Below are 22,800 nucleotides of genomic sequence, written 5' to 3'. Positions count from 1 at the left end.
GAGGGGATTAGGTACCACGTATGGGGGATTTTCTTGAAAAACAAGTGGAAAAAGTGAAGCGATAGGGAAAGGCAAGAGGTACACCTTATTGTCTGAAAAGAAGGGCATTGTTTGAGAAAAAAGCATTGTCTGAGAAGAAAGTATTATTGAAGAAAGAAGGTTAGCACAATGGATGAAGAGATATTAACACCAGAAGAGCAAAACCAACTCATGCAGGATCCTTTTCAAGAAAATGGAGAGGGTGGAGCGATAGGGGAAAAAGCAAGTATGCCTTTGGGTGAAAATTCTCAAAAAGGTGAGGTTTCTGAAGAATTTTCAGAGCATCAGGGGGATGAATCGCCACCAGATCCTAATACAGATTTTATGGGTTATGTAAAATGGCTGGGAAAAAAAACTCAAACACAACAGGAATTGGCACAACAAAATCAGGCACAAAAGGAATTGGCACAAAAGGAATTGGTGCAGGCGCAAGGTGACCAAAATGCCACTGCCCCCTCAGAGGCAGAGCAGCTGCGTTCCTTTTTTAATCAATCTGTTGCGGCTGTTAAGCACAAGCATTTTGATTTTGATCAAGCTGCTGATTTTGTTTATGATATGCGCGCAAAGCAGTTGGCTTCTTGCTCTTCTCTCTACCCTGAAAGAGCCGATCCCAAAGTTATTGATGTATTGATTGGCAATGAGTTGAAGCAAATCTTGCGCGATTGTGCACAAAGTAAGCAAAATCCGGCGCAAGTGATCTACTCTATTGCGCAGAATATGGGGTATATGAGCAAACAAGGTAACACTGTTGATACTGTTGCTCCTATGCAAAACACTGTTGAGCATGTGCAGGAAAGACAAAATTCTGCGCGTACACTTTCTGCCTATAATGGTTTGAACCCAAAGGGGCCTATGTCTTTGGAAATGCTCGACAAAATGTCTGAAGCAGAGTTTAGTACTTGGATCGATGATCCCAACAATAAAGCTGCTTTTAACCGTTTAATGGGCGATGTGGATCTTTAAAAAAGAGAGGTGGAAATCTGCCAAAAAACACAACGCATTATTAAGTAACCGCTGTTTTGATTATCAGGCATCTGGTTATCAGATAGGGGAACATTCGGCACCGGCTTTTGGCCGGATTTTTAATCAAGACTATAAGAGGAAAAAATGGCTGTAACTAGTATCGAAGTCAATGATTCATTGGCTGTGAAAGCATGGTCTAAATTACTTAATCGGGAAATATCAAAAGCGACTTCTATCGCCCCATTAATTGGGAGAGATTCCAATAGCATCATACAGTTGAAAGATGAGACCACTAAGGCAGGTGGTGACTCTATTACCTTTGGTTTGCGTACGCATTTATTTGGTGAAGGTGTTAGTGAAGGGGAGGAGCTTGAAGGCAAAGAAGAGGATTTAAAATTTACAAGTGATCGCTTGGTTATTAATGAACTTTCTCATGCTGTGCGTGTCAAAAATGAAGGAACAATCGATCAGCAACGTGTTTTATATAATTTACGCGCAGAAGCTAAAAATGCTTTGGTTGATTGGTATGCTGATCGTTTAAGCATGATGTTTTTTATTCAGGTGTGTGGATATTCGGCAGATAGGATAAACTTTGAGGGACGAGAGTTTAAGCTAAAACCTGTCCATTACGGGTTTAACAGGCCGACTGCTCCGACCGATAAACGTATAATACGTCCTAATGAAAAAAAGCAAGATGAAGATATAGATGAAAACGATGTGTTTGATCTGCAATTGATCGATCAAGCGGTTGAACGTGCTAAGCTTGCCATGCCAAAAATTAGACCGGTGCGTGTCGATGGAGAAAGTGTCTATGTGATGTATCTTCACCCAACGCAAGTGAGACAATTGCGTACCAATACAGAGCCTGGCCAGTGGCTTGATATTACCAAAGCGATCTATAGTGGAAGCCGCATGAAAAACCCTATCTATAATGGGTCACTTGGTATGTATAATGGAGTTATTTTGCGTGAATCTGCGCATGTGACAGCAGGTGTAGAGACAGTTTTAAACAATAATTTTGTTAAGGATACACGCCGTGCTGTTCTACTTGGGGCGCAAAGTGCCATTATCGCTTTTGGTAAAGACCGTGGGGCTACACGCTATAAATTGGTGGAAGAGCTCTTTGACTATGAACGTGAGTTTGGTGTGGCTGCTAAAACGATTATTGGGATGAAAAAACCGGTCTTTCAGTTGTATGGACACTCCCAAGGGAAGCAGGATTTAGGGACAATCGTTATTACAACTTATGCGAAATCTATTTGAGATCTTCAAAGTTAGCTTGTGTTTAACTTTAAAGCTTGGGGTGCGTCTATTGGGGTGTATCTATTGAGAGTTTTTAAAGTGAGGGCGCCGTTTATTTGGGTGCTTGAACAAGCTTTTAACATGTTCTTTCCCAACAGAGCATTTTGTTGGGGGAGAAGATAACACATACAAAGAGATTGTTTATGCCAATGACTATTCCAGCTGTCGATTTTCACCCTCTTGATTTCAAATTAAGCTGTGCGACAACTTTTTCCCGCATGGTTGAGCTTATTCAAGATGAGATTGATGATACAACGGGTGAATATTGTGTTCAAATTTATGATTCCATTTGTGCTGCTTTGCGCATATGTGAACGGGAACCTTTTTTCTTCAATGAACGCAAAGAGGTGGCTTTCAAAACACAAAGTGGGCAAACGTGGTATGGGCAAGACGACAATGTTTTGATTAAGACGGTGGAGGATTTAATTAAGACTGTGGGGGCTCTTGATGGTGTGTTTTTAGAGCATGCTGGTGGAACACGAACACAACTTATCTATAAAACTGCTAAGCTGTTGCAAAAGGATTATGGATCCAACCCGCCGCGGGGGATACCTGTTTTTTATACTTATTGTCAGCGTAAAATAGGCCTTTTTCCCACGCCTGAAACGGTTGGGATAGTTCGTTTTTCCTATAGTTCTTTGCGTTTTTCTGAAGGGGGTATGGAGGGGGAAGATCATCCTTGGTTTACTCACGCCTTTGATTTTATTAAAGCGCGAGCAAAATACGAACTTTACAAAAATATTCTCAAAGATCCTGAATGTGCTGCTGTTTCTTTGGGCGATTTTCAAGAACAGCTTCAGATTTTGCGTTATGAAACATCGCGCAAAAAGGGTTGCTCACAAGTTATGCCAACAGGATTTTAGGCACTTGGAGAAAAGTTTTAGGTGCTTTTTGGTTTTAGATGATTTGGGTGGTTAGATGATTGGGATTATGAGGTTTTAAAATGGCTTTTTTTTCAGTTGCTGAATATAGGCCTGATATTGCTGATATTAATGGTCTTTTTACTGATGATCTCATCAATGTGCTGCCTGCTGATGGGTCTTATATTCCTATGCCAAGTTTTAGCCCTTTATCTCAGCCTTGCCCTGATGCAATTTTAGGCGCTATTGCTGTGAGAACAAAAAATGGTGTGTCTATTATTGTTGGGACGGAACAAAAAATCTATCTTCTCGATAATACAAGTATGCAGTGGAAAGATATTAGCCAAAAGGGAAAGAGTTATTTTGCTAATGTTGATGCGCCTTGGTCATTTGCTTTGTTTGGTGATTATGTCATTGCTGTTAATGCCAATGATAAACCACAAGTTATAGATATTGATCATGACGAAACTTTTAGAGATTTAGGAGGAAACCCACCACATGCTGGAATTGTTCGTGTTTGGGGTGATTTTGTTTGTTTAATGAAATTAACTGAACACCCCCGACGTGTGCATTGGTCTGGGTTAAATGATGCGGAATTTTGGACTGTAGGCAAGAAAAGCTGCGATTATCAGGATTTTCCTGATGGTGGATATGTGCAAGGGGCGACAGAGACGACCAATCCACTGATCTTTATGCGTTCGGCTATTTATGCTGGGTCCTTTATTCCTGGATCCAAGATCATCTTTAGTTTTCAAAAAATTCACGATAAACGAGGTGCAAAAACTTCTGAATCAATTGTGTGCCGAGGTGATCTTGCTTTCTTTGTTGATGAGGGTGGATTTTATCAAATTACCATTGATGGACATATTACGCCCATTGGCTTTGAAAAAGTCGATCGGACTATGATTACCAGAATCAATCAAAGTAGCCTACCTATTTTATGGTCTGCGATTGATGGTGTTTATACACGTGTTTATTGGATGATCGATCTTGATGAGAACACGCAAGAACGCACCTTGTTGATTTATGATTGGGGCTTACAAAAGTGGTCTATGGCGACTGCTGACATTGCAATGATTTTGCCTATTTTTTCTGCTGGATATAGCTTGGAAGGGCTTGATCGGGTTTCTTGTAGTTTGGATGATTTGCCATTTTCTCTCGACAGTAAAGTTTGGCAAAATGAAGCGCCTGCTCTTGGTGCGTTTGATCAACAAGGAAGGCTTGGGTCATTTTCTGGTGAGCCAATGGCCTGTGTGGTGACATCGCAAGAAATGGGACAAACAAGTGGCATGATGACTCGTGTGAGCAACATTATGCCCCAGGTCAATAGTACGAAATTTTATGTGTCTGTGGGGATGCGTTTGCGCCAATCAATCGATGAAAAAATTGTTTGGTTTCCAGAACGACAACCTTCTTCTCATACAGGTCAAGTTCATTGTCGTGTGAGGGCGCGGTTTTATCGCTTTAAGTTGCGAATTCCTGAAGGGGCTAACTGGTCGCATATAACGGGATTTGATGTGGCGTTGAAATCTGCTGGCTTGCGGTGAGTTTGTTAAAGGATGCGGGAGTGGCCAAGTAGGGTGCGGGAAGCGCACGGATGGGCAAAGGATGTGAGTGAATGGCCAAATAAGGTGCGAGGGCGGATGAATGGGCAGAAGGTATTTAAGAAAAGTGCGACAAATGGTTAAGTCAGCTGGACAAAAAGATGCTGCGATTGATTGTCCAAAGGGAAAAAAAGCTCAAAATGTAGCTACGCAACAAGACAGTCAAGATTTGTATTCTATTCATCTTACCAATCAATGGCCGTGGGAAAAAATAGTTCTCTATCAAGAGGCTATTAATGCGGCGATGCAAAAATATGCCAAGCGGTTTCCCGATGATGTGTGTTTGGATGCTGTTGCAAAAGAGATTGCTGGTGGACAAGCGCAATTGTGGTTGATCTTAAAAAATGAAACTCAATTTAGTGCTTTCGCAATCACTAAAATTGAAATAACGCACACAGGAAAAAAACGCGTTGTCATTTTAGACCTTGCTGGAAAGGGTGGGCTAAAATTGGTCAAATTGGTTGATCAGGTTGAAAAATGGGCTCGCACAATTCACGCTGATGAAATGCTGACTATGGGAAGGTTTGGGTGGTCTAAAATGCTTGGCCAACATGGACATGCTATCAATCTTATTCATTATAGAAAGGTTCTCACCCCATGAGTAGACGAAAAACCCCTCAATTTCAAACAACAACACAAACAAATGCACCACCAATATGGGCGCAAGGTATCTTACAACAAGCAAGTTCTGATGCTCTTGATTTGTATAATAAAGGTATTGGAGGAAATGTTTACGAAGGTGATCGCCATGCTGATTTGAGTGATGCAACGCTTAATGCTATTCAGGGGTTAGGAGATGCTGCCAACCAGTTTAACAACCCAACGATCAATCAGTGGCTGAATGGACCAACTCAAAGTCAACAAAATCTTAGCGATATGGCGAGTGGTGGTTGGATTGGAAACAATAGTAAATTTAATGATGCGCTAGACAATGCACTTTCTAAAACTTCTGATGCTGTTAATCAGTCTATGGCGGGGGCGGGGCGCTATGGTTCTGGGGCGCATACCGGTGTGTTAACTGATGAGTTGGGGGCTTTGGCAACAAATGCAGCAGCACAACAATATAATCAAGATGTGTCGAATATGATGAATGCCAATCAGATGATTGATAAGGCTACGCAAAATCAGATTAATGCTGCAAGCAACTTCTATCAAGGACAAAGCAATGCTCAAAGTAATGCTTTAAAGGGTGGTATGGTACAAGATGCCAATAACCAGCATGCTTTAGATGTTGAGCGCGAAAAATGGATGGAGCAAGACAATCAAGCGTGGAATCGATTAGAACAATTGCTGAAAGTGGGCACAACGGCAGCTGGAAATTATGGCACTCAGACAGGACAGAGTGTAACAGTGCCTTCAGTCACCAAAGATCCTTTACGTGATGCACAGCAATTAGTTGGATTAATTGGTAGTATTATGGGTCTTTCTGATGCCAGAGTTAAAGACAATATTGTGTCTGTGGGGGAGAAAAATGGCTACCCGCTTTATGAATTTAATTATAAAGGAGACCCCCAGCGTTATCGTGGGGTGATGGCGCAGGATTTGTTGCATTTAAATCCTGATGCTGTTCATATGGATGAAAAAACACAGTTGTTGTATGTCGATTATGATAAAATTGGCTTTGAAATGGAAAAAGTCACGACACCTGAAAATAAACGCTTTTCTCCTTCATTTTCTCTCTTTTCTGGTATTGATTTTGTACAACAAGGACAGGCCCTATGAGTTCGATTTATGATTGGTCGTTGGTTGCGCATGAAAATGCACGTGCTGATGAGATCATTAATTGGGCAGAAGGACAACCACCAAGCTCAGTCAATGATAGTGCGCGCGCAATGATGCAACGCATTAGAGAATATTTAACAGATAGTGGCGGGACAATTGAAGCAAAATTTACCACCCCAAAAGATGAAAATAATACATCTATTCATCTGGTTACCAAGTCTCCTATTGCAGCTTATACAAACGATATTGTTGTTCGCTTTAAGGCGGCAGGGATTAATGCTGCAACAACAAGCATTGTGTTAAATCAATTGCCTGCTCAGCCTGTTTATAAGATGATACAGGACGGATTGGTACCTTTAAGTGGTGGAGAGATACGAACTGGCGGTCTTTATGAACTTGTTTATCAATGTGGTATTGACGGAGAAGATAAAGATGGCTGGTATTTAACCAATCCCACACCTGCAGCTGCTCCAAAACCAGTAAGTAATTTCCCAGCAGGTTTCATTGCGACTTTTGCTATGGAAAAATTGCCTAAAGGATGGCTTTTATGTGATGGAAAGGCTTACTTGCGTGAAAATTATAAAAGTCTTTTTGCGGCTATTGGTGAAACATGGGGCAGTGGTGATAAAAAAACGACGTTCAATGTTCCTGATTTACGTGGAATGTTTTTGCGTGGGCTTGATAGTAAAGGAGAGATTGATAAAGGTCGTGTTTTGGGAAGCAGGCAAAACGATGCTATTAAATCTCATACGCATACAGGACAAATCAATAATGCGGGTGAGCATAAGCATGAATTTTTAGAACAGATCTTCTCGGTAGATGCGGCTAGAGGAAGTGCTTTGCCCAGATATCATAGTTATGAGAAACGGGTTTTAACAAAGCCTGCAGGTAGTCATACGCACACATTTACAATCAATAAAACAGGTGGCATAGAAACACGCCCTGTCAATGTGGCAGTTGTTTACGCTATTAAGGTATGAGAATTTGAATATGAAAGCATGAGAATCTAGAACTTAAATACATTGCACATATGTAAAGATTCTTCGTTCCACTATTTCCATTAAGATATTAAGAAGCCACACAGAAAATTGGTGGGTCACACCTTATTTGAGAAAATAACAGGCTCGCTTTTTTGAGCGGTTGATTGATGGCTTTGTGGTTTGCTCAAATGTTAGGCAGCTGGTTTGTTTGATTTAAGTGGCTGGGTTGATGGTTATGTTTGTGGGGCATTTAAGCATTTTCCAAAAGAGTTGTTTTTTAGCATTTAAAAGGATGAGAGAACGAAATGGCGCTTTTTCCATTTTCTATCGCTGATATTGATGACCCTGAACATATTCGCTTGGTTCTTTATGCCAGTGGGAGAATGGGCCATGCTCCTTTAAATGCTCTCTTAAAGAATGTGCAGCAAGAGATGAGACGTAAGGATAAAAGGAATACTCAAATCACTACACAATTGTTGCAGCGTATTGCTGCTTTAGAAGAACAATTGACAACAATTCTCCAGGACAATGGAAGTAGAGGGACTGCAAGCAAGGCATAGGTAATATGTGTCAGGCAACAATTTAGGGTGGTGAATATTAACGCCTGGGGAAATTTATAAGGATTTTAAAAATGCGGACAATATCAGAAGAAGGGTTGGCGTTAATTAAAAAATGGGAAGGGTTGCGTTTGGAGGCCTACAAAGACGTTATGGATGTGTGGACCATTGGTTATGGGCACACGTCCATGGCGGGTGCGCCTGTTGTACAAGAGGGTATGAAGATTACAAAAGATGAAGCAGAAGCCATTTTGCAAAAAGATTTAGCACAATTTGAACAAACGGTTGAACAGACGGTTTCTCAACCTTTAACTGATGAGCAATTCGCTGCTCTTGTGTCCTTTTGCTATAATGTGGGGGAAAGCGCTTTTTGTAACTCTACACTTTTAAAAAAGCTCAATAAAGGTGATTATGAAGCTGTGCCGGCTGAATTACAGAAATGGACAAAATCAGGCGGGCAACGTTTGCAAGGTCTTGTGCACCGACGTGCTGCTGAAGCGGGATTGTGGGCTAAAGGGGCTTATGTTTGTTCCAATTATCAAACGGTGGAAGCTAAAAGTGACGTTTCTATTTTGACAGCAGAATTTCTGGCACCAGTCATTGGGGCTTTTTCAGGTTTAACGGGGCTTTTTACCGGATATGGGCCTGTACAATGGGCTTTAGCAGCCGTTATGGTTATCGCAACGATTGTAGGTATTTTCGTATACCTTTCTCGAATGAGAGAAGAACAATTGTGATCTTATTGTTGCATTAGAAGTTTGGCTGTTGCTTGTATCATTTGTCGCATAATGCGGCTTTTTATGGCTGTTCTTTTGAACGGACAAAAACGCTTATTCAAACTATGTTGTCTTTTCAAAATCGTAAGAAAATCAATGATAAAGTTTTTTTACTTTCTGTCTTTTATATCTGTCATTTTTGGGACGGGGTGCCAAATGAGTGGTTTATTGTTTTGCGCGGATTGGACAAAACTACCCCTTATTAATGGCCATAACATTTGAATAGATCAGTGCATTTGGTTAAAACAGAACAGTTACTATCATGCTGGTTTCATGGTTGTGATCCGTTTTGGGCAAAAGAAAAAATGTTAGAAAGTGTAGATGACACAAACAATAAAGTTGGTTCAGATGAGTGAGGTGATATGGTGTTTAAGGTAGGGTATTTTTGATCCTCATAGGAGTTAAGAATATGCACCAATATCTTTATGGTATAATACCTATCGTTTCTGAAAAGAGGTGGGGGTTTTATAAAGAGATAGGGGAGTGCGTGCTTGTTTTATTAAATGATGAGTAAAAAAGGTTGAGAACACTTAAAAGAGCTATAAAATCATTAAAGCTTTACTCGCTCTTGATTATGGCTTCATTAATCATGAAAAGATAAGTGTTTTTATGGAACGGGTGATTGCTTTTTAATGCAAGACAATTCATAATGCTGTTGATTGTTCATGGTTTTTTGTGGAGCGTTATGCTTAGTGCGCTTATTTACTGTTCAAAATTTGCCATAATTGGTTAAAGGCAGATAGTTCATGAACAAAAAAATCCACGCAAGATTAAGATATTATCGTAGAAAAGCATATCGTAAGATTGTTGTTATTCTCTTTGCATTTTTTTTGTGTGGGTTGATTTCTTATTTTGCAGTTCAAAAAATTTCTGATCACTTTTTTTTCACAAAACAGATTCCACAACATGTGCCTATTAAGCTCGTTATTCCAGCATTTGATTTGTATATTTATTGTAAAGAAATTGCTGCTTCAGTTCTACCGGATATACGCGGAGAGGTTTATTCACGCTGCTTGCGCTTAGAAAGTGAAGCCTATTTTACCGTTCGCGAAATGTGGGAAGAGATCTCTGATAACTCAAAGGAAAAATGTATCAAAGTGATTAGACCAGGAGATGGAAATTATTTTCTCTTACGGGATTGTTTAATCAATGAACAAGATGAAAATAATAATAAAACGCGCAATCATTTTTAGATTCTTTAATAAAAGAATTGAGAACAGACAAAACACGATAAAAGATAAATATGTGAGGCAACAGGAATGTTTTTCAATTTGATTTTAGTTTGTAAAACATAAAATGGATGATGCGTAAGTTTAGTGTTTTATAAAATGCTAATGAATGTTTATTTCAAGGAATATTGGTTAAGTAAAAAGGTTGGTTTGAAGCATATTATTTGAAGCACATTAAAGGTTGTACTTTTAAATGATATTGTGCATTTTTTGTATTGAAAGGTATGAGTGCGTGAGCCATTCCTTTACAAGGTGGCATTACTTTTTTGTGATCAAAAATCTTTTAAAGAGATGCGAAGAATACTTCGATATCTGTAAATTTTATGATGGTTTGCGATAGTGCAATGCTTATGAAGGATAGCAAAGCAAACACTTTCTTAAATTGCTACCCAAAATGGGATGATGTTAGGAGTAGGGGAATACTCAACTGCTCATTTTTTGTTAAAAAAGGGTTAGAGTTCTTCTGCTTCAAATGAAGGTGAAATTTCAAGAAAAAATCTGGGATGAGCGTTCTCATTATCGTCAGCAAAAACATTGAGAGAGGAATGGTCTTGTTGATTGAGTTGGTTGTAATCATGTCTACATACTTCACATGTTTCAATGAGAATACTGTCTAGTAGAATATTTTTTGAATCTTTTTCAAAGTTATGGTGAAATGTGTTGTGTGTTGTGTTACAAAAAGTGCATTGAAGATGTGCTGAGCGCCATGATGCGCCACAATAAAGGCAGGAACAAAGCCGTTGTTTTTCTTCTCCTTTCCAGCCACCAACAATGTTGGCCAAATGTGTACCTGCACAGGCTGGGCAAAGGTTGTTTTGTTGTGGGGTCAATGTTTGAGGATCAAGCTGTGAAGCGGTGAGGCAGTAAATAATTTGCAAAGCACCGATGATGAAAATATGTTCTGCTAAATGTTGGTGGGAAAGCGGATAATTTAACAGATTATGCCCCCATAAGCGCCATTGGTCTTGTTTTTGTTGTATTTGATTGAAAGCTTCTTGATATTTTAAAGGTAGTGCGCTGGTCGAAATATGATTTAAAAAATTGTGCACAACACTATCATAAAATCCTAAGCTCAATATTTTTGATCTATCAAAAGGAGGGGTAGATACAGTTGTAAAGCGGCTGAGTGCTGTGGAAAAATCTTGCAATGTGTTTGTTAATTGTTGCTGTGCATTACAAAAATGAGCCCAAAATAAGAGATCTTCTTTATTGGGGCTGGTTGTGGCTAAATGCGCAAAACGGTGAGCTCGCTTTTTAAACAAAATTTCTCTATCAGGCAGTTTGACCCAAGGGGAGGGGTGGGCAGTGTTACTCTCGCTCTTTTTTTCAAAGAGAGTATTGCGTTGTAGCATGGTAATCATTCCCCTTGTTTGTTTTTTCATCATTGAGGTGTGTTTTTTACACTCTAGAATTTATATGAAAACTTTCATTTGATTTTAGCTTATGCATCATTTGTTTATGATGACACCCTGAGCTTGTTATGAATCACTGATGTAGACAACACTATAGAGTGATCATATTTATAACACAATTGGAAAGTCTTAATAAAAATTTTGATTTGTTGTTGCAAGTGTTGTTTGAATAACACCATTGGCTGATCGATCCACACATAACAAATTATTAAAGATTCCACATACAAGCACGTTATATAGGGCAATGAGCGGTTGAAAAAAAGCTTCTGATAACAGGTTTTGGTTTGTTTAGTATAATAAAGGGTTGTCTTCATTGTGTTTTATAGGCTTTATGTGTGAAGAGGCAGTAAGATTTCGGTAGTTTTTAAGGGGAAATGCTTTGGAAAAAAGCCCTTAAAAGGTGTTTTTTGCATTGTGTCATGATGGTTTTAATTACTCATCATCAGGGCTTAAATTAATTAATGATGGTGTATGTATTATAATAATGGGGAGGTTTTTATGAGAAAAACTATACTAAAATCATTTATTTCTTTAATGATTTTTATATTTTCATGTTCTGCTTTTGCCGATAGTGTCCAAATAGTCTATCGCGCAACTAAGGCTACTCCTGAAGATGCAAAGATCGCTGGTGGTTTGTATCCTAAAGGTTTAGATGAGTTATGGATTAATCAACCTCCACCAAACATAAATTTGTGGGATCATGTGAGCTCAGTGTCTACTACTGAGCTAGGTAATGGCTACATCTCAACAACAACTGCTCGAAAATTCGCAATAGGTTGGGTCCATTTTAATCTTGATAAGAATGGTTATGTTTATCATATTAAGACTACCCCTAATTTTGTTGATGTTAATGAATCGTTGGGAAAGTATAGTCCATATTCGTCTGAACGAGAAGTAGCTGCATTGGGTGTTATTCATTGGAATCAAATTATTGGGTGGGAAAGAATAAGAAATGGGAAAGTTGATCCATTTGTTCCCAATCCAGATTACAATGAGCGGTTATATGGAAGTTTTTCATCATCAGGTGCTCAACCACAACTAGCTGGTTTTCCTATTAATTACAAAGCTTGGACAGAACATCCATGGGTTGAATTTTCTAACTGCGTATCAAAATTATTTTGTTTTCCTATTAAATCAGCACAGGAATTTGGAGAAGAGTTCTTTTGGAAAGCTCATTACTCTATACTTGGAGTGATATTTGCTATTCTTGATTAAAATAAAGTATTATAAATATATCTATTTATAATACTACTTATATACTGTATAATTTATAAGTATAGCGTTTATATAATAAGCGAAAAATAATCTTATTTTATTTTAAATTTTAAAGGAGGAAAATTATTATGAAAATTAAAGAAAAAATACTTTTATCTTTGAGTATAATGGTTTTAATGATTGGAACAGCATTTGCTGGGCCGTATGAACAACCAGGCTATATAGATTGGGTTAAAATCGATGAAAAACATTGCACTTTAAAAATAATATACAAATCAAGCCCAGGTAGTCAGCAGTTAGGAACGTGGTCGTGTAATAGCGTGTATGGAAAAAACATTCTGGATTTGGCTAAAACAGCACTCATTCTAGACAGACCAGTAGAAGTAAGGTTTGTAGGTAATGGAAAGGAAGTAAGACCAGTATTAGGCATTACTTTGAAATAATATAGCAAGTTATGTTTTGGTGAATGCTCTAAAGAGTTTGATGAGAGGCAGGAAAGCCTCTCATTTTTCATTCAATTAGGAGGGGATAGAGAATCAATTAGGAGGGATAGAGAATTTGTAGCGTGTATGTACTAAGGAAAGTTTACTACTTAGCTTTGTAATTAAAATTGAAAAAGCAATTTATATAAAAATACCAATTAGCGGTGAAAATAGAAAGTGAAAAATGCTCGTTTTATTGTTCAGGTGTGTTTTTTACATTCTAAAATTTATATGAAAACTTTCATTTGATTTTAGCTTATGCATCATTTGTTTCATGATAACACCATGGCTTGTTATGAATCACTGATCTAGATCACATTATAGAGTGAATATTTATAATATATATTAAAGCTCGTGTTTATTGGTGCAAGTGCTGCTTGAATAACGCTATTAGCTGACCGATCACACATAACAAATTAAAAGATCTCACGCACAAGCACGTTATATAGGGCAATGAGCGGTTGAAAAAAAGCTTCTAATGACAAGGTGAGATTTGGTTTGTTTAGTATAATGAGGGGTTGTCTCTATTGTGTTTTATAGACTTTATGTGTGAAGGGGCAGTAAGATTTTGGTGATTTTTAAGGAGAAGTGCTTTGGAAAAAGCACTTAAAAGGTGCTCTTTGCACTGTGTCATGATGGTTTTAATTACGCATCATTTATGGCTTAAATTAATAACGGTATATGTATTATTTATATAATAATGGGGAGGTTTTTATGAGAAAAATTATACTGAAATCATTTATTTCTTTAATGATTTTTATATTTTCGTGTTCTGCTTTTGCCGATGATATCAAAACAGTCTATCGCGCAACTAAAAATGATCCTAAAGATGTAAAAATCACTGGTGGTTTTTATCCTAGATGTTTAGATGAATCATGGATTGATAAACCTCCACCAAGCATAAATTTATGGGATCATATGCTTACAATGTTTCCTACTGGGCTAGGTAATGGCTACGTTTCAACAACAATTTCTCGAGAATTTGCAATGGAGTGGATTGATCTTAACCTTGATAAGGATGGTTATGTTTATCATATTAAGACTACCCCTAATTTTGTTGATCTTAATGAATCGTTGGGAAAGTATAGTCGATATGCGATTGAGGAAGAAGTATCTGCATTGGGTGTTATTCGTTGGAATCAAATTATTGGATGGGAAAGAGTAAGAAACGGGAAAGTTGATCCATTTGTTCCCAATCCAGATTACAACGAGCGGTTATATGGAAATTTTTCATCATCAGGTGCTCAACCACAACTAGCTGGTTTTCCTATTAAGCACGTAGCTTGGACAGAATCTCCATGGATTGAATTTGCTAACTGTACATCAATAGCATCTTGTTCTCCTATTAAATCAGCACAGGAATTTGGAGAAGAGTTCTTTTGGAAAACTCATTACTCTATACTTGGAGTGATAGTTACTATTCTTGATTAAAATAAAGTATTATAAATATATCTATTTATAATACTACTTATATACTGTATAATTTATAAGTATAGCGTTTATATAATACGTGAAAAATAATCTTATTTTATTTTAAATTTTAAGGGAGGAAAATTATTATGAAAATTAAAGAAAAAATACTTTTATCTTTGAGTATGATGGTTTTAATGGTTGGAACAGCATTTGCTGGGCCGTATGAACAACCAGGCTATATAAATTGGGTTAAAATCGATGAAAAACAGTGCACTTTAAAAGTAACATACGGATCAAATCCAGGTGATCATCAGTTAGGAGAGTGGTCGTGTGATAACGTGTATGGAAAAAACATTCTGGATTTGGCTAAAACAGCACTCATTCTAGAAAGACCAGTAGAAGTAAGGTTTGTAGGTAATGGAAAGGAAGTAAAACCAGTATTAGGCATTACTTTCAAATAATATAGCAAGTTATGTTTTGGTGAATGCTCTAAAGAGTTTGATGAGAGGCGGGAAAGCCTCTCATTTTTTATTCAATTAGGAGGGGATAGAGAATCAATTAGGAGGGATAGAGAATTTGTAGCGTGTATGTACTAAGGAAAGTTTACTACTTAGCTTTGTAGTTAAAATTGAAAAAGCAATTTATATAAAAATACCAATTAACGGTGAAAATAGAAAGTGAAAAATGCTCGTTTTATTGTTGAGGTGTGTTTTTTACATTCTAAAATTTATATGAAAACTTTCATTTGATTTTAGCTTATGCATCATTTGTTTCATGATGACACCATGGCTTGTTATGAATCACTGATCTAGACCACATTATAGAGTGATCACATTTATAACATAATTAGAGCGTTTTATTAAAGCTTATGATTTGTTGGTGCAAGTGCTGCTTGAATAACACTATTGTTAGCCAATTCAAACGAAATGAGTTAATGAAAGCTTCGTGGGAGAGTTGAATATAAAAGGCAATGAGTGCTTGAAAAGCCTCTGATGAGAAGGTAAGATGTGGTTTGTTTATTGTTAGAAATGTTATCTTCATTGCGCTTTTTATAGGTTTCATATGTGAAGGGGCAGTAAAGTCTTATAGGTTTTAAGAGGTGATAATGCCCAAGGGAAAGGGTATTTATTGAGCTTTTTGTACCATATGAGAGTACTTTTTTTTACTATTTTTCCACAAGATGATCATTTTTTTAAGAAATATGAGCTATTTTTAAAAAAAACACTTGGAATTTTATGAGAACATCGTTACGTTTCTGCTTGTTAGCAGGCAAATTGGGAATTATACTAAAATATTCCCTGCTGTGTTGGGTGATTTTCAAAAAATATGCGCTTTTGATATGATGTCAATTCAATATCATTTAAGTTAAATAAAACGGGGATAGTTCCATAACCGTATTTTGAACATGGTCAGCATTATTAAAGAAATAATGCGATAAGAAGAATCAGTTAATAAGTATAGTCCAAAAGGGATACATATGAGGTCACAGCAAAATAGACGGGTACGCAATCGTAATAATAACAATAATCGTCGTGGCCCTAATCCATTGTCCCGCAATTATGAAAGTAACGGACCGGATGTTAAAATTCGTGGTAATGCCCAGCAAATTGCTGATAAATACATAAGTCTTGCGCGTGATGCACAAGGTGCTGGCGATCGTGTTATGTCGGAAAATTATCTGCAACATGCTGAACATTATTTGCGTATTATCCTTGCAGCAGTTGGGCATAACTCTCAACCAGCTCAGGTTGATGAAAATGGTGAGAAGAGTTGTGAAGAAACAGGTGCTGAAGATGCTAAAATAGATGATCGCAATGATGAAAAGCCTGTGATGCACGCGCAATCACAAGAACACAATGAGAGACGAAAAGGTGGCAAAAAAGATGTACGGCCATCTGATGGGCTAGAAACTAAAGGTTCTGGATTAACTGAAACGGTTGAGAAAGGGAAAAAAACTGCTGAAGGGGGGAATGAAACTGCTAAAAAGTCGCGTCGTTTGTCGCATCGGCATGCTCAGGCTCAAGAGTCGTCTTCTAGTGAGAAGCCTCAGACAGTTCTAAAACTGTCTGAAAAAAGGAATAAATCTGCAGAAAAAATAGCTTCCCTTCCTTCATCTGGTGAAGAGGAGGTACCCAAAAAGCCACGTCGACGCAAGGTGGCAACAACGCGTTCAGTTGGTGAAAAAAATTAAGCTTGCGTTAGTTTATTGTGCTTGAAGGCCTTGTGACAGCTGTTTCTTGTGTCATTGTTACGGAAAGATTGGCGATAAGAGCACCTGTGTGATAATTATAAATCATAAAATGTGTTTGCCCGTTTGGCATTAAAATTCTCAGTGAGATGTGATGGTCTGAGAGACTTTGCGATATGATCTGTGCTTTTGGTGGCAAAGAGAGTGTGTGATTGGTAAAGGGTAGATTATCGCTTTGAAGAGAAAGAGACTTTATTTGTTTGGAAGCTATTTCAGGTGTTATAATTTTATAGATTATTCCCGCAAACACAAAAAGAATAAGAATGATTGTAATTGAAATGGATATGATCATTAAACGCATGAGTTTTTTTCTCACCCGTTCTACTGCAGGATCTAAAGGTTCATCTTGAGATAAGGTGCGTTGTTCTGGGTGATTTTCCTCAAAAGCATGCGTATTATTATAAGTCATGGTACATTTTTCCATTGTTCTTTTTTTAAGGCTTAAAGGGTTTATGCTTTAAATAATTTTTTTACAATGGATAAGTGCTTAGAAAAGACAAGAAAGAGGTCACAAGGTGTCTGCTTTAAGATCTGTTTGCTCGTTATCATTGTTATGGAGACTTTGAAGCAAGAAGTTGCCTTGGTTTGTAACAGACCAAACAAGGGAGGTTTTTTGTTGTGTTGAGTTTATTGGTATGTCTGTGCATTGGGCAAAGATTTGCTGACCTGAAGACGTTAATTTTTTGATTGATGGTATGATATTTTGCTCACATATTTGTGCTGTTGGGTAGACTTTCACCATGGAGTCATTGGAATAACAGCTGTTCAAATCATCGGTACATGAAACTAAAAGAAGGACAGCAACGATAGGATTCATAAAATACCTTCCCCAAAAATGTTGATAATTTTTTAAGTAACTGCTTACAAAAGGGTTTGTAGCTTAAACGCTTACACATTTGATTTGTTCCAAAAGGTGAGTGGAGCAGATTTATTTCTCAAAGAGTAGTGGCGTAAATTTATTGCCAAGAGGTTGGTTGTATTGGTTTGATTTTCACTAAATTAGTAGTGCAAACTTTATGTCTTTGCTTCAAAAAGGGGGCATAAATAGAATCGCTTGTCATATCGGCAATGATGAGGAGGTGTATTGCTTCGTGTTTGAAATATTTTTTTAAGAGAACGTGTCAAAATCAAAATAAGTATCAGGCACAGATAAGCAATAAATCACGCTTTTTTCTGTTACTTTTAAAGAAGCTGATCCATTTACAGAAATGGGAACAATTTTTTCTAAAACTGTACTGCCAAAGCAGGCTTTATTATGCTCACAAAGAGTGGTTCCAGGTTCAAAATTTTCATGCCAAGTGATTAAAAGGTTTGCTGGTTTATTAGTGTTTGCGTGGATTTCACAGCGCACAGATATGTTTCCTTTTTCTTGCGCTAGGGCACCAAAAGAGAGTGAATTGACAATTAATTCATGAAAAGCCAAACCAATATGCAAAGCTGCATTTGGAAAGAGGTAAGGATCAGCACCTTCAATAGAGAATCGTTCTATTTCTTTTACAAGATACCCCAAAGCTTGCGATTGTACCAATTCACGAAATTGTGCTCCACGCCAGTTGGAATCGGTAATGAGATCTTGAGAATGAGAAAGAGAATGCAGACGCCCTTGGAATTTGCGTAAGAAAACCTGGAGCGATTCTGTATAGCGTGCAGTTTGGCTAGCAATGCTTTGAATGATAGCCAAAAGATTTTTAGAGCGATGACTGACTTCTCGGAGCAAAATTTTCAACACTTGTTCGCGTCGGCGCAAGCCTGAAATTTCAACACCAGTGGTGATTATGCCGATAATTTCTCCACGATCATTACGGTCACAATCAATCGAGAATTTATACCAGATTTCTTGTTTTGCCATATCTTCAAATTGCACTTCAATAGTTTGCATTTTGCCAGTGGTTAAGACCTGTAGTTTGATTGTTTCCATCTTATCGGCAAGATCGAGCGAAAAAAAATCATTATCACGACACCCCACGCGCCATTTATTGTGCAAATGCTGAGGCAAGTTTTCAGCCCATAAATGGATCAGATTTGTTGTCTGATAGAAAACACAAATATCAGCGCTGCGGATGGCCTGCATAAGGGCGCTGAGATGGGATCTGTCCATAGGCAGAGTAGAAACAGGGTTGATGTTCATAATTGAAATATTGCTTTCCATTATGCGGCTTTGGAAGCATTTTCTTGAAAAAATAAAGCCTGTGAAATGAGTGCTTTTACCATATCAGGATTAAAGGGTTTTGTTACCAAAAAGGTCGGTTCAGGGCGTTCTCCTGTCAATAATCTTTCTGGAAAAGCAGTGATAAAGATCACAGGTATGTGGTCATTTTTCAAAATGTCATTGACTGCATCGATACCCGAACTGTTATCTGCCAATTGAATATCGGCTAAAACCATCCGAGGTTTTTTTTGATGATACATGACAACAGCTTCATCACGGGTGCGTGCAATCCCTACGACTTGATGTCCAAGATTTGCTACCATTTGTTCAATATCCATCGCAATGAGAGGCTCGTCTTCAATAATCATAATTTGTGTAGCTATTTGTGCTGAAATATCAATGGATGCTTGGTTGAGGAATTGATGAAACTTTTGTGCATCAATATTCATAATTTCGCTCGCTTCACGCTCATTAAAGCCTTCTACAGCAATGAGTAAAAATGCTTGGCGTGCACGTGGTGTAAGATACGATAATTTTGCGTTTGCTTTTTGTTCAAGACCAAATTGCGGCAGTGGCTCGGCGATGTTGGGTGTGGTTTGATCAAAAAGATGACAAAAGAGCCGATAGGTTCCAATGCGATCACTTGATGCTTTTGGAAAAATGGAGATATCGGTAATAAGCGCTTCTAACATTGCTGCTACATAAGCATCGCCAGACGATTGGCTGCCTGTAACAGACCGAGCAAAACGCCGAAGATAAGGAAGATGTGGGGCAATACGCATTGATAATGACATGATTGATAACTCCTTCTGTCTTTAAAAGCGCTTTTGAAAATTAAAATTCCCAACATACGAAAAAGTTCCTTCCCTCATATGGAACTTTTTGAGCGCAACTATATTTACAACCATGAAGAGAAAAATCTTCTTTGAATTAATATATGGGTTAAGGGACTGAAAAATGAACGACTGTGGTGAAAAAAATCTCACCGATCCTTCTGCACTTGGCGATAATCTTTTTGGCGTTAATAGCGAAATCGTTCTGAAATTGCGCCAATTTTATATGGGAATTCAGGAAGAAGCTATTCCTGTTCGTTTTCTAGAACTTTTGGAAAAATTGGATCAGGTAGAACGTGCCTCTTTAAACAGTGCAAAAGAGGTTTGATCCTTTATGATGACGGGTGCGAAAAATTTTAAACAAGAATTGCTTTTGATTCTGCCAGCTCTACGCGCTTTTGCTATTTCTTTAAGTGGTAAGCACGATAAGGCGGAAGATCTAGTTCAAGACACCATTATGAAAGCATGGGCTAAGCAAGACAGTTTTGAAATGGGTACAAATATCAAAGCTTGGCTTTTTACCATTTTGCGTAATGAATTTTACAGTCAGATGCGCAAAAGAGGTAGAGAGGTTCAAGATAGTGATGGCCTTTTGTCTAAAAATGTCGCTATTCACCCCGCTCAATATGGGTCATTGGATTTGCAAGATTTTAAAAAGGCCTTAGACATGCTTTCTGCTGATCAGAGAGAAGCAATTATTTTAATTGGTGCATCTGGTTTTTCATATGAAGATGCTGCAGCTATTTGTGATTGCGCTGTAGGGACAATTAAAAGCCGTGTCAGTAGAGCGCGCAATCGTTTGCAAGAACTTCTCAAAGTAAATGGTGAATCCGATTATGGCCCCGATACTTATTCGGCTGGAAGTACATTGTGCTCATTTAATAACTAAAGAGCGTCACCATGATGGTAAAAAGCTTTGTTTTTTGTCTTTCCATTACAACTTTTACAGGAAATCACCGTTTGGAAGATCTTTTGAACAGTTTGGCCTGCATTTTGAGAAAAAATAAAAAAGGCCTGCATCAAGCATCTGTTGGGGTTTTTACACCGATGATCAGAAAAGCCCTTCTCCTATACACTGAAGAATGACGATTGTCAGGTTTATTGATGGAAATTCTATGACAACACAGACGGATTTTCTCCCTCAAATATCTTCTTCTGGTTCAACGATTACACGTTGGCGTTGGGTGGCAATTATCATCTCTCTTTTGATGGCTTGTTTAGCTGCAATTTTTATTATGTTATTATCTAACGCAGTAGATCGGGAAATTGCGCGGTTGAATACAAGTTCACAGCTGCGAGAACAAGCTGATTTGGTGCTAATTAATTTGATTAATATGGCGGCAGCGGACCGTCGCTATGAAAGTACCCGCAGAGAGGAAGATAAAGCTCACTTTACAAATGCAGCTCGTGATCTTGATGATATTCTTGATTACACTGGGCTTATTGTTTACTCCAAGCCACAATGGTATGAATGGTTTACTGCTTTTAAAAAAGAAGTTGAAACACGCAAAGCCATTATGATTGCGCATATGGTTTCTCTTGATTCTTTTTCCGATCCATCAGTTAAACTACCGCCTTCTCCTGAAATTTCAAAACTTCAAGTTGCACGTTTAGCTCAGTTAATGACAAATTTTATCAATGGTGATAATACTACACGGCAAAAACAACGCAAAGACATAGCTATGATGCGTGCTGCCTTAACGTTGGCAGCAATTGTTGCTGTTGTCAGCACTTTTATTTCAGCTTATTTTGTAATTAACCGGTTTCGCCGTGATGTTCGTTACTTAAAAACATATCAATTGTTGCTTCATAGTGAAAATGCTGCTCTTGAAGCACGTGTGAAAGAGCGAACACAAGAATTGGAAAAAGCACGCAACCACGCTGAAAAAGAACGCCAGCGTGTTGAAATGCTTTTGCAAGATGCAAGTCACCGCATCGGAAATTCACTCAGTACAGTGTCTTCTCTGCTTGCTTTGCAATTAAATCGAAGTAAAAATGAAGAAGTACGTTCTGTTCTTGGTGCTGCACGTGATCGTATCCAAACAATCTCCACAGCACACCGACGTTTGCGTTTGTGTGATGATATGGAAACAACTTTAGTGGCCGAATTTCTAAGCTCGGTTGTTCATGATGTTGAATTGGCTGTGCCTCTTGAATTGCGCGAAAATATCACCATTCATACATCTTTCAAAGATTGCCAATTATCATCAAGAGATGCAACAACACTTGGGATTATTCTTGGTGAATTGCTGACAAATGCTTTAAAACATGCTTTTCCTGATCAACGGTGTGGGAATATTTATGTTTCTTTTATTCCTCAGGATAATGATCAAATGATCTTGATTGTTGAAGATGACGGTGTGGGCATTAACAACCAAAATTTAGAAGAAAAAGCGGGCCTTGGCCACTTGGTTGTCGAACAACTTTGTATGCAGTTTGGTGAAAAACCATCGTTTGAAACATCTGATTTAGGTGGTACAAAGGTAATCATTCCTTTACCAAAACTAAAAACCCGTAAGGCGAATGGTTCATCATTTGTCTCTTAAGAAGCGCTATTTAAAAATTCCTTCTCTTCTTTTATGTGTTGCTTCCTTGTGTAAGGGAAAGCCAAGCGTTGCTTTTTTGTAGGCTTTAAAACATTCGGCTTTATGCGTTTTTTAGCTCTCCTTTTTAGTATTCTATTTGTATAAGCCTTTTTACTCTTTTGTTGCTTTAAAAAATTGAAAAGAGTGTACTTTTAGTATTTTTTCTGATCATCAGAACTAAAGTCTGATTTAAGAATCATTGGTTGATTTTGTGGGGCTATTGATTAAAGAATCAATATTGCGTTTTTCTCGCAGGAATGTTTGTAGATCTTGATTGATTAATTCTTTACTGTTGGGTATGCGGATGCGCATGGGGTCAACTTTTGTGCCGTTAACAATAATTTCAAAATGGCAATGAGGCCCTGTTGCAAGACCAGTTGATCCAACATATCCAATTATTTGCCCTTGCTGCACTTTCATTCCTCGTTTAA

25 protein-coding genes (1 of these 25 cut by a window edge) are annotated in these 22,800 nt (G+C 37.9%); 19 read left to right on the top strand and 6 right to left on the bottom strand.

What is annotated here, in order from left to right; genetic code table 11:
* The first annotated feature begins 168 nt into the window (after positions 1-168).
* From BBBE_RS06090 to BBBE_RS06040, 10 genes are all read left to right on the top strand, one after another.
* Entirely contained in the window at positions 169-1,002 is an 834-nt protein-coding gene (locus BBBE_RS06090; RefSeq protein WP_010701650.1) for a hypothetical protein, read from the top strand.
* Positions 1,003-1,146: 144 nt separating this feature from the next.
* On the top strand, positions 1,147-2,265 hold the full coding sequence (locus tag BBBE_RS06085; RefSeq protein WP_010701649.1) for a N4-gp56 family major capsid protein: 1,119 nt from the start codon (positions 1,147-1,149) through the stop codon (positions 2,263-2,265).
* Between the two features lie 188 nt (positions 2,266-2,453).
* Positions 2,454-3,167, top strand: a complete 714-nt coding sequence (locus BBBE_RS06080; RefSeq protein WP_035464712.1) for a hypothetical protein — start codon at positions 2,454-2,456, stop codon at positions 3,165-3,167.
* A gap of 80 nt (positions 3,168-3,247) precedes the next feature.
* The gene (locus BBBE_RS06075; protein ID WP_010701647.1) at positions 3,248-4,711 is read left to right on the top strand and encodes a hypothetical protein; all 1,464 of its coding nucleotides are present in this window, start codon (positions 3,248-3,250) and stop codon (positions 4,709-4,711) included.
* A gap of 133 nt (positions 4,712-4,844) precedes the next feature.
* Positions 4,845-5,369 (top strand): hypothetical protein, encoded by a 525-nt coding sequence (locus tag BBBE_RS06070; RefSeq protein WP_010701646.1) that lies wholly within the window; start codon positions 4,845-4,847, stop codon positions 5,367-5,369.
* Positions 5,366-6,490 (top strand): tail fiber domain-containing protein, encoded by a 1,125-nt coding sequence (locus BBBE_RS06065; RefSeq protein ID WP_010701645.1) that lies wholly within the window; start codon positions 5,366-5,368, stop codon positions 6,488-6,490. Before BBBE_RS06070 ends, BBBE_RS06065 begins: the two co-directional genes overlap by 4 nt.
* Complete coding sequence (locus tag BBBE_RS06060; RefSeq protein ID WP_010701644.1) at positions 6,487-7,470, top strand: phage tail protein; 984 nt, start codon at positions 6,487-6,489, stop codon at positions 7,468-7,470. The genes BBBE_RS06065 and BBBE_RS06060 overlap by 4 nt, the downstream gene beginning before the upstream one ends.
* Before the next feature lie 305 nt (positions 7,471-7,775).
* On the top strand, positions 7,776-8,030 hold the full coding sequence (locus BBBE_RS06055) for a hypothetical protein (RefSeq protein WP_010701643.1): 255 nt from the start codon (positions 7,776-7,778) through the stop codon (positions 8,028-8,030).
* Between the two features lie 71 nt (positions 8,031-8,101).
* The gene (locus BBBE_RS06050) at positions 8,102-8,764 is read left to right on the top strand and encodes a lysozyme (protein WP_010701642.1); all 663 of its coding nucleotides are present in this window, start codon (positions 8,102-8,104) and stop codon (positions 8,762-8,764) included.
* A gap of 785 nt (positions 8,765-9,549) precedes the next feature.
* On the top strand, positions 9,550-9,996 hold the full coding sequence (locus tag BBBE_RS06040) for a hypothetical protein (protein WP_010701641.1): 447 nt from the start codon (positions 9,550-9,552) through the stop codon (positions 9,994-9,996).
* A gap of 488 nt (positions 9,997-10,484) precedes the next feature.
* Here the strand turns inward: BBBE_RS06040 and BBBE_RS06035 are convergent, their stop codons facing one another.
* Positions 10,485-11,417, bottom strand: a complete 933-nt coding sequence (locus BBBE_RS06035; RefSeq protein WP_244428350.1) for a formate dehydrogenase accessory protein FdhE — start codon at positions 11,415-11,417, stop codon at positions 10,485-10,487.
* Between the two features lie 525 nt (positions 11,418-11,942).
* Between BBBE_RS06035 and BBBE_RS06030 the strand changes: the two genes are divergently transcribed.
* The 5 genes from BBBE_RS06030 to BBBE_RS06010 all read left to right on the top strand — a co-directional run bounded on the left by BBBE_RS06030 (position 11,943) and on the right by BBBE_RS06010 (position 16,745).
* Entirely contained in the window at positions 11,943-12,659 is a 717-nt protein-coding gene (locus tag BBBE_RS06030) for an enterotoxin A family protein (protein WP_010701639.1), read from the top strand.
* 128 nt (positions 12,660-12,787) lie between these two features.
* Complete coding sequence (locus BBBE_RS06025) at positions 12,788-13,102, top strand: hypothetical protein (protein ID WP_010701638.1); 315 nt, start codon at positions 12,788-12,790, stop codon at positions 13,100-13,102.
* 753 nt (positions 13,103-13,855) lie between these two features.
* The gene (locus BBBE_RS06020; RefSeq protein WP_010701637.1) at positions 13,856-14,572 is read left to right on the top strand and encodes a CtxA-like, cholera toxin A subunit; all 717 of its coding nucleotides are present in this window, start codon (positions 13,856-13,858) and stop codon (positions 14,570-14,572) included.
* A gap of 128 nt (positions 14,573-14,700) precedes the next feature.
* Positions 14,701-15,015 carry a hypothetical protein gene (locus tag BBBE_RS06015; RefSeq protein ID WP_010701636.1) on the top strand — a complete coding sequence of 105 codons (315 nt, stop codon included), beginning with the start codon at positions 14,701-14,703 and terminating at the stop codon, positions 15,013-15,015.
* A gap of 1,016 nt (positions 15,016-16,031) precedes the next feature.
* Positions 16,032-16,745 carry a DUF4167 domain-containing protein gene (locus tag BBBE_RS06010; protein WP_010701635.1) on the top strand — a complete coding sequence of 238 codons (714 nt, stop codon included), beginning with the start codon at positions 16,032-16,034 and terminating at the stop codon, positions 16,743-16,745.
* A 7-nt stretch (positions 16,746-16,752) separates the two neighbouring features.
* Here BBBE_RS06010 and BBBE_RS06005 read toward each other — a convergent pair whose 3' ends face one another.
* The 4 genes from BBBE_RS06005 to BBBE_RS05990 form a co-directional block, all read right to left on the bottom strand.
* The gene (locus BBBE_RS06005; protein WP_010701634.1) at positions 16,753-17,211 is read right to left on the bottom strand and encodes a hypothetical protein; all 459 of its coding nucleotides are present in this window, start codon (positions 17,209-17,211) and stop codon (positions 16,753-16,755) included.
* 99 nt (positions 17,212-17,310) lie between these two features.
* Positions 17,311-17,619 (bottom strand): hypothetical protein, encoded by a 309-nt coding sequence (locus tag BBBE_RS06000; RefSeq protein ID WP_010701633.1) that lies wholly within the window; start codon positions 17,617-17,619, stop codon positions 17,311-17,313.
* 291 nt (positions 17,620-17,910) lie between these two features.
* The gene (locus BBBE_RS05995) at positions 17,911-18,930 is read right to left on the bottom strand and encodes a sensor histidine kinase (protein WP_010701632.1); all 1,020 of its coding nucleotides are present in this window, start codon (positions 18,928-18,930) and stop codon (positions 17,911-17,913) included.
* A 20-nt stretch (positions 18,931-18,950) separates the two neighbouring features.
* A complete protein-coding gene (locus tag BBBE_RS05990) occupies positions 18,951-19,745 on the bottom strand; it encodes a response regulator (protein WP_010701631.1) in 795 nt (264 codons plus the stop codon).
* 163 nt (positions 19,746-19,908) lie between these two features.
* On the opposite strand from BBBE_RS05990, the gene BBBE_RS05985 reads away from it, so the two are divergent.
* From BBBE_RS05985 to BBBE_RS05970, 4 genes are read left to right on the top strand one after another with little or no spacing between them, the layout of a single operon-like run.
* Complete coding sequence (locus tag BBBE_RS05985; RefSeq protein ID WP_010701630.1) at positions 19,909-20,112, top strand: NepR family anti-sigma factor; 204 nt, start codon at positions 19,909-19,911, stop codon at positions 20,110-20,112.
* Positions 20,113-20,118: 6 nt separating this feature from the next.
* Positions 20,119-20,673 carry an RNA polymerase sigma factor gene (locus BBBE_RS05980; RefSeq protein ID WP_010701629.1) on the top strand — a complete coding sequence of 185 codons (555 nt, stop codon included), beginning with the start codon at positions 20,119-20,121 and terminating at the stop codon, positions 20,671-20,673.
* An 11-nt stretch (positions 20,674-20,684) separates the two neighbouring features.
* Positions 20,685-20,870, top strand: a complete 186-nt coding sequence (locus tag BBBE_RS05975; RefSeq protein ID WP_022708741.1) for a hypothetical protein — start codon at positions 20,685-20,687, stop codon at positions 20,868-20,870.
* Between the two features lie 29 nt (positions 20,871-20,899).
* Entirely contained in the window at positions 20,900-22,330 is a 1,431-nt protein-coding gene (locus BBBE_RS05970; protein WP_022708740.1) for a sensor histidine kinase, read from the top strand.
* A gap of 228 nt (positions 22,331-22,558) precedes the next feature.
* Here the strand turns inward: BBBE_RS05970 and BBBE_RS05965 are convergent, their stop codons facing one another.
* Positions 22,559-22,800 carry the end of a M23 family metallopeptidase gene (locus BBBE_RS05965; protein WP_010701627.1) on the bottom strand. It continues 1,771 nt past the right edge of the window, so the window shows 242 of its 2,013 coding nt (coding positions 1,772-2,013); its start codon lies off the right edge, out of view; its stop codon occupies positions 22,559-22,561.

It is taken from the genome of Bartonella bovis 91-4, from assembly GCF_000384965.1.
Taxonomy (GTDB): Bacteria; Pseudomonadota; Alphaproteobacteria; order Rhizobiales; family Rhizobiaceae; genus Bartonella; species Bartonella bovis.
This window is presented reverse-complemented; position numbering and strand designations above follow the sequence as displayed.

Coding starts and splice junctions, on each gene's coding strand:
- BBBE_RS06090 (WP_010701650.1), top strand. CDS start 169: ATGGATGAAGAGATATTAACACCAGAAGAGCAAAACCAACTCATGCAG.
- BBBE_RS06085 (WP_010701649.1), top strand. CDS start 1,147: ATGGCTGTAACTAGTATCGAAGTCAATGATTCATTGGCTGTGAAAGCA.
- BBBE_RS06080 (WP_035464712.1), top strand. CDS start 2,454: ATGACTATTCCAGCTGTCGATTTTCACCCTCTTGATTTCAAATTAAGC.
- BBBE_RS06075 (WP_010701647.1), top strand. CDS start 3,248: ATGGCTTTTTTTTCAGTTGCTGAATATAGGCCTGATATTGCTGATATT.
- BBBE_RS06070 (WP_010701646.1), top strand. CDS start 4,845: ATGGTTAAGTCAGCTGGACAAAAAGATGCTGCGATTGATTGTCCAAAG.
- BBBE_RS06065 (WP_010701645.1), top strand. CDS start 5,366: ATGAGTAGACGAAAAACCCCTCAATTTCAAACAACAACACAAACAAAT.
- BBBE_RS06060 (WP_010701644.1), top strand. CDS start 6,487: ATGAGTTCGATTTATGATTGGTCGTTGGTTGCGCATGAAAATGCACGT.
- BBBE_RS06055 (WP_010701643.1), top strand. CDS start 7,776: ATGGCGCTTTTTCCATTTTCTATCGCTGATATTGATGACCCTGAACAT.
- BBBE_RS06050 (WP_010701642.1), top strand. CDS start 8,102: ATGCGGACAATATCAGAAGAAGGGTTGGCGTTAATTAAAAAATGGGAA.
- BBBE_RS06040 (WP_010701641.1), top strand. CDS start 9,550: ATGAACAAAAAAATCCACGCAAGATTAAGATATTATCGTAGAAAAGCA.
- BBBE_RS06035 (WP_244428350.1), bottom strand. CDS start 11,417: ATGATGAAAAAACAAACAAGGGGAATGATTACCATGCTACAACGCAAT.
- BBBE_RS06030 (WP_010701639.1), top strand. CDS start 11,943: ATGAGAAAAACTATACTAAAATCATTTATTTCTTTAATGATTTTTATA.
- BBBE_RS06025 (WP_010701638.1), top strand. CDS start 12,788: ATGAAAATTAAAGAAAAAATACTTTTATCTTTGAGTATAATGGTTTTA.
- BBBE_RS06020 (WP_010701637.1), top strand. CDS start 13,856: ATGAGAAAAATTATACTGAAATCATTTATTTCTTTAATGATTTTTATA.
- BBBE_RS06015 (WP_010701636.1), top strand. CDS start 14,701: ATGAAAATTAAAGAAAAAATACTTTTATCTTTGAGTATGATGGTTTTA.
- BBBE_RS06010 (WP_010701635.1), top strand. CDS start 16,032: ATGAGGTCACAGCAAAATAGACGGGTACGCAATCGTAATAATAACAAT.
- BBBE_RS06005 (WP_010701634.1), bottom strand. CDS start 17,211: ATGACTTATAATAATACGCATGCTTTTGAGGAAAATCACCCAGAACAA.
- BBBE_RS06000 (WP_010701633.1), bottom strand. CDS start 17,619: ATGAATCCTATCGTTGCTGTCCTTCTTTTAGTTTCATGTACCGATGAT.
- BBBE_RS05995 (WP_010701632.1), bottom strand. CDS start 18,930: ATGAACATCAACCCTGTTTCTACTCTGCCTATGGACAGATCCCATCTC.
- BBBE_RS05990 (WP_010701631.1), bottom strand. CDS start 19,745: ATGTCATTATCAATGCGTATTGCCCCACATCTTCCTTATCTTCGGCGT.
- BBBE_RS05985 (WP_010701630.1), top strand. CDS start 19,909: ATGAACGACTGTGGTGAAAAAAATCTCACCGATCCTTCTGCACTTGGC.
- BBBE_RS05980 (WP_010701629.1), top strand. CDS start 20,119: ATGATGACGGGTGCGAAAAATTTTAAACAAGAATTGCTTTTGATTCTG.
- BBBE_RS05975 (WP_022708741.1), top strand. CDS start 20,685: ATGATGGTAAAAAGCTTTGTTTTTTGTCTTTCCATTACAACTTTTACA.
- BBBE_RS05970 (WP_022708740.1), top strand. CDS start 20,900: ATGACAACACAGACGGATTTTCTCCCTCAAATATCTTCTTCTGGTTCA.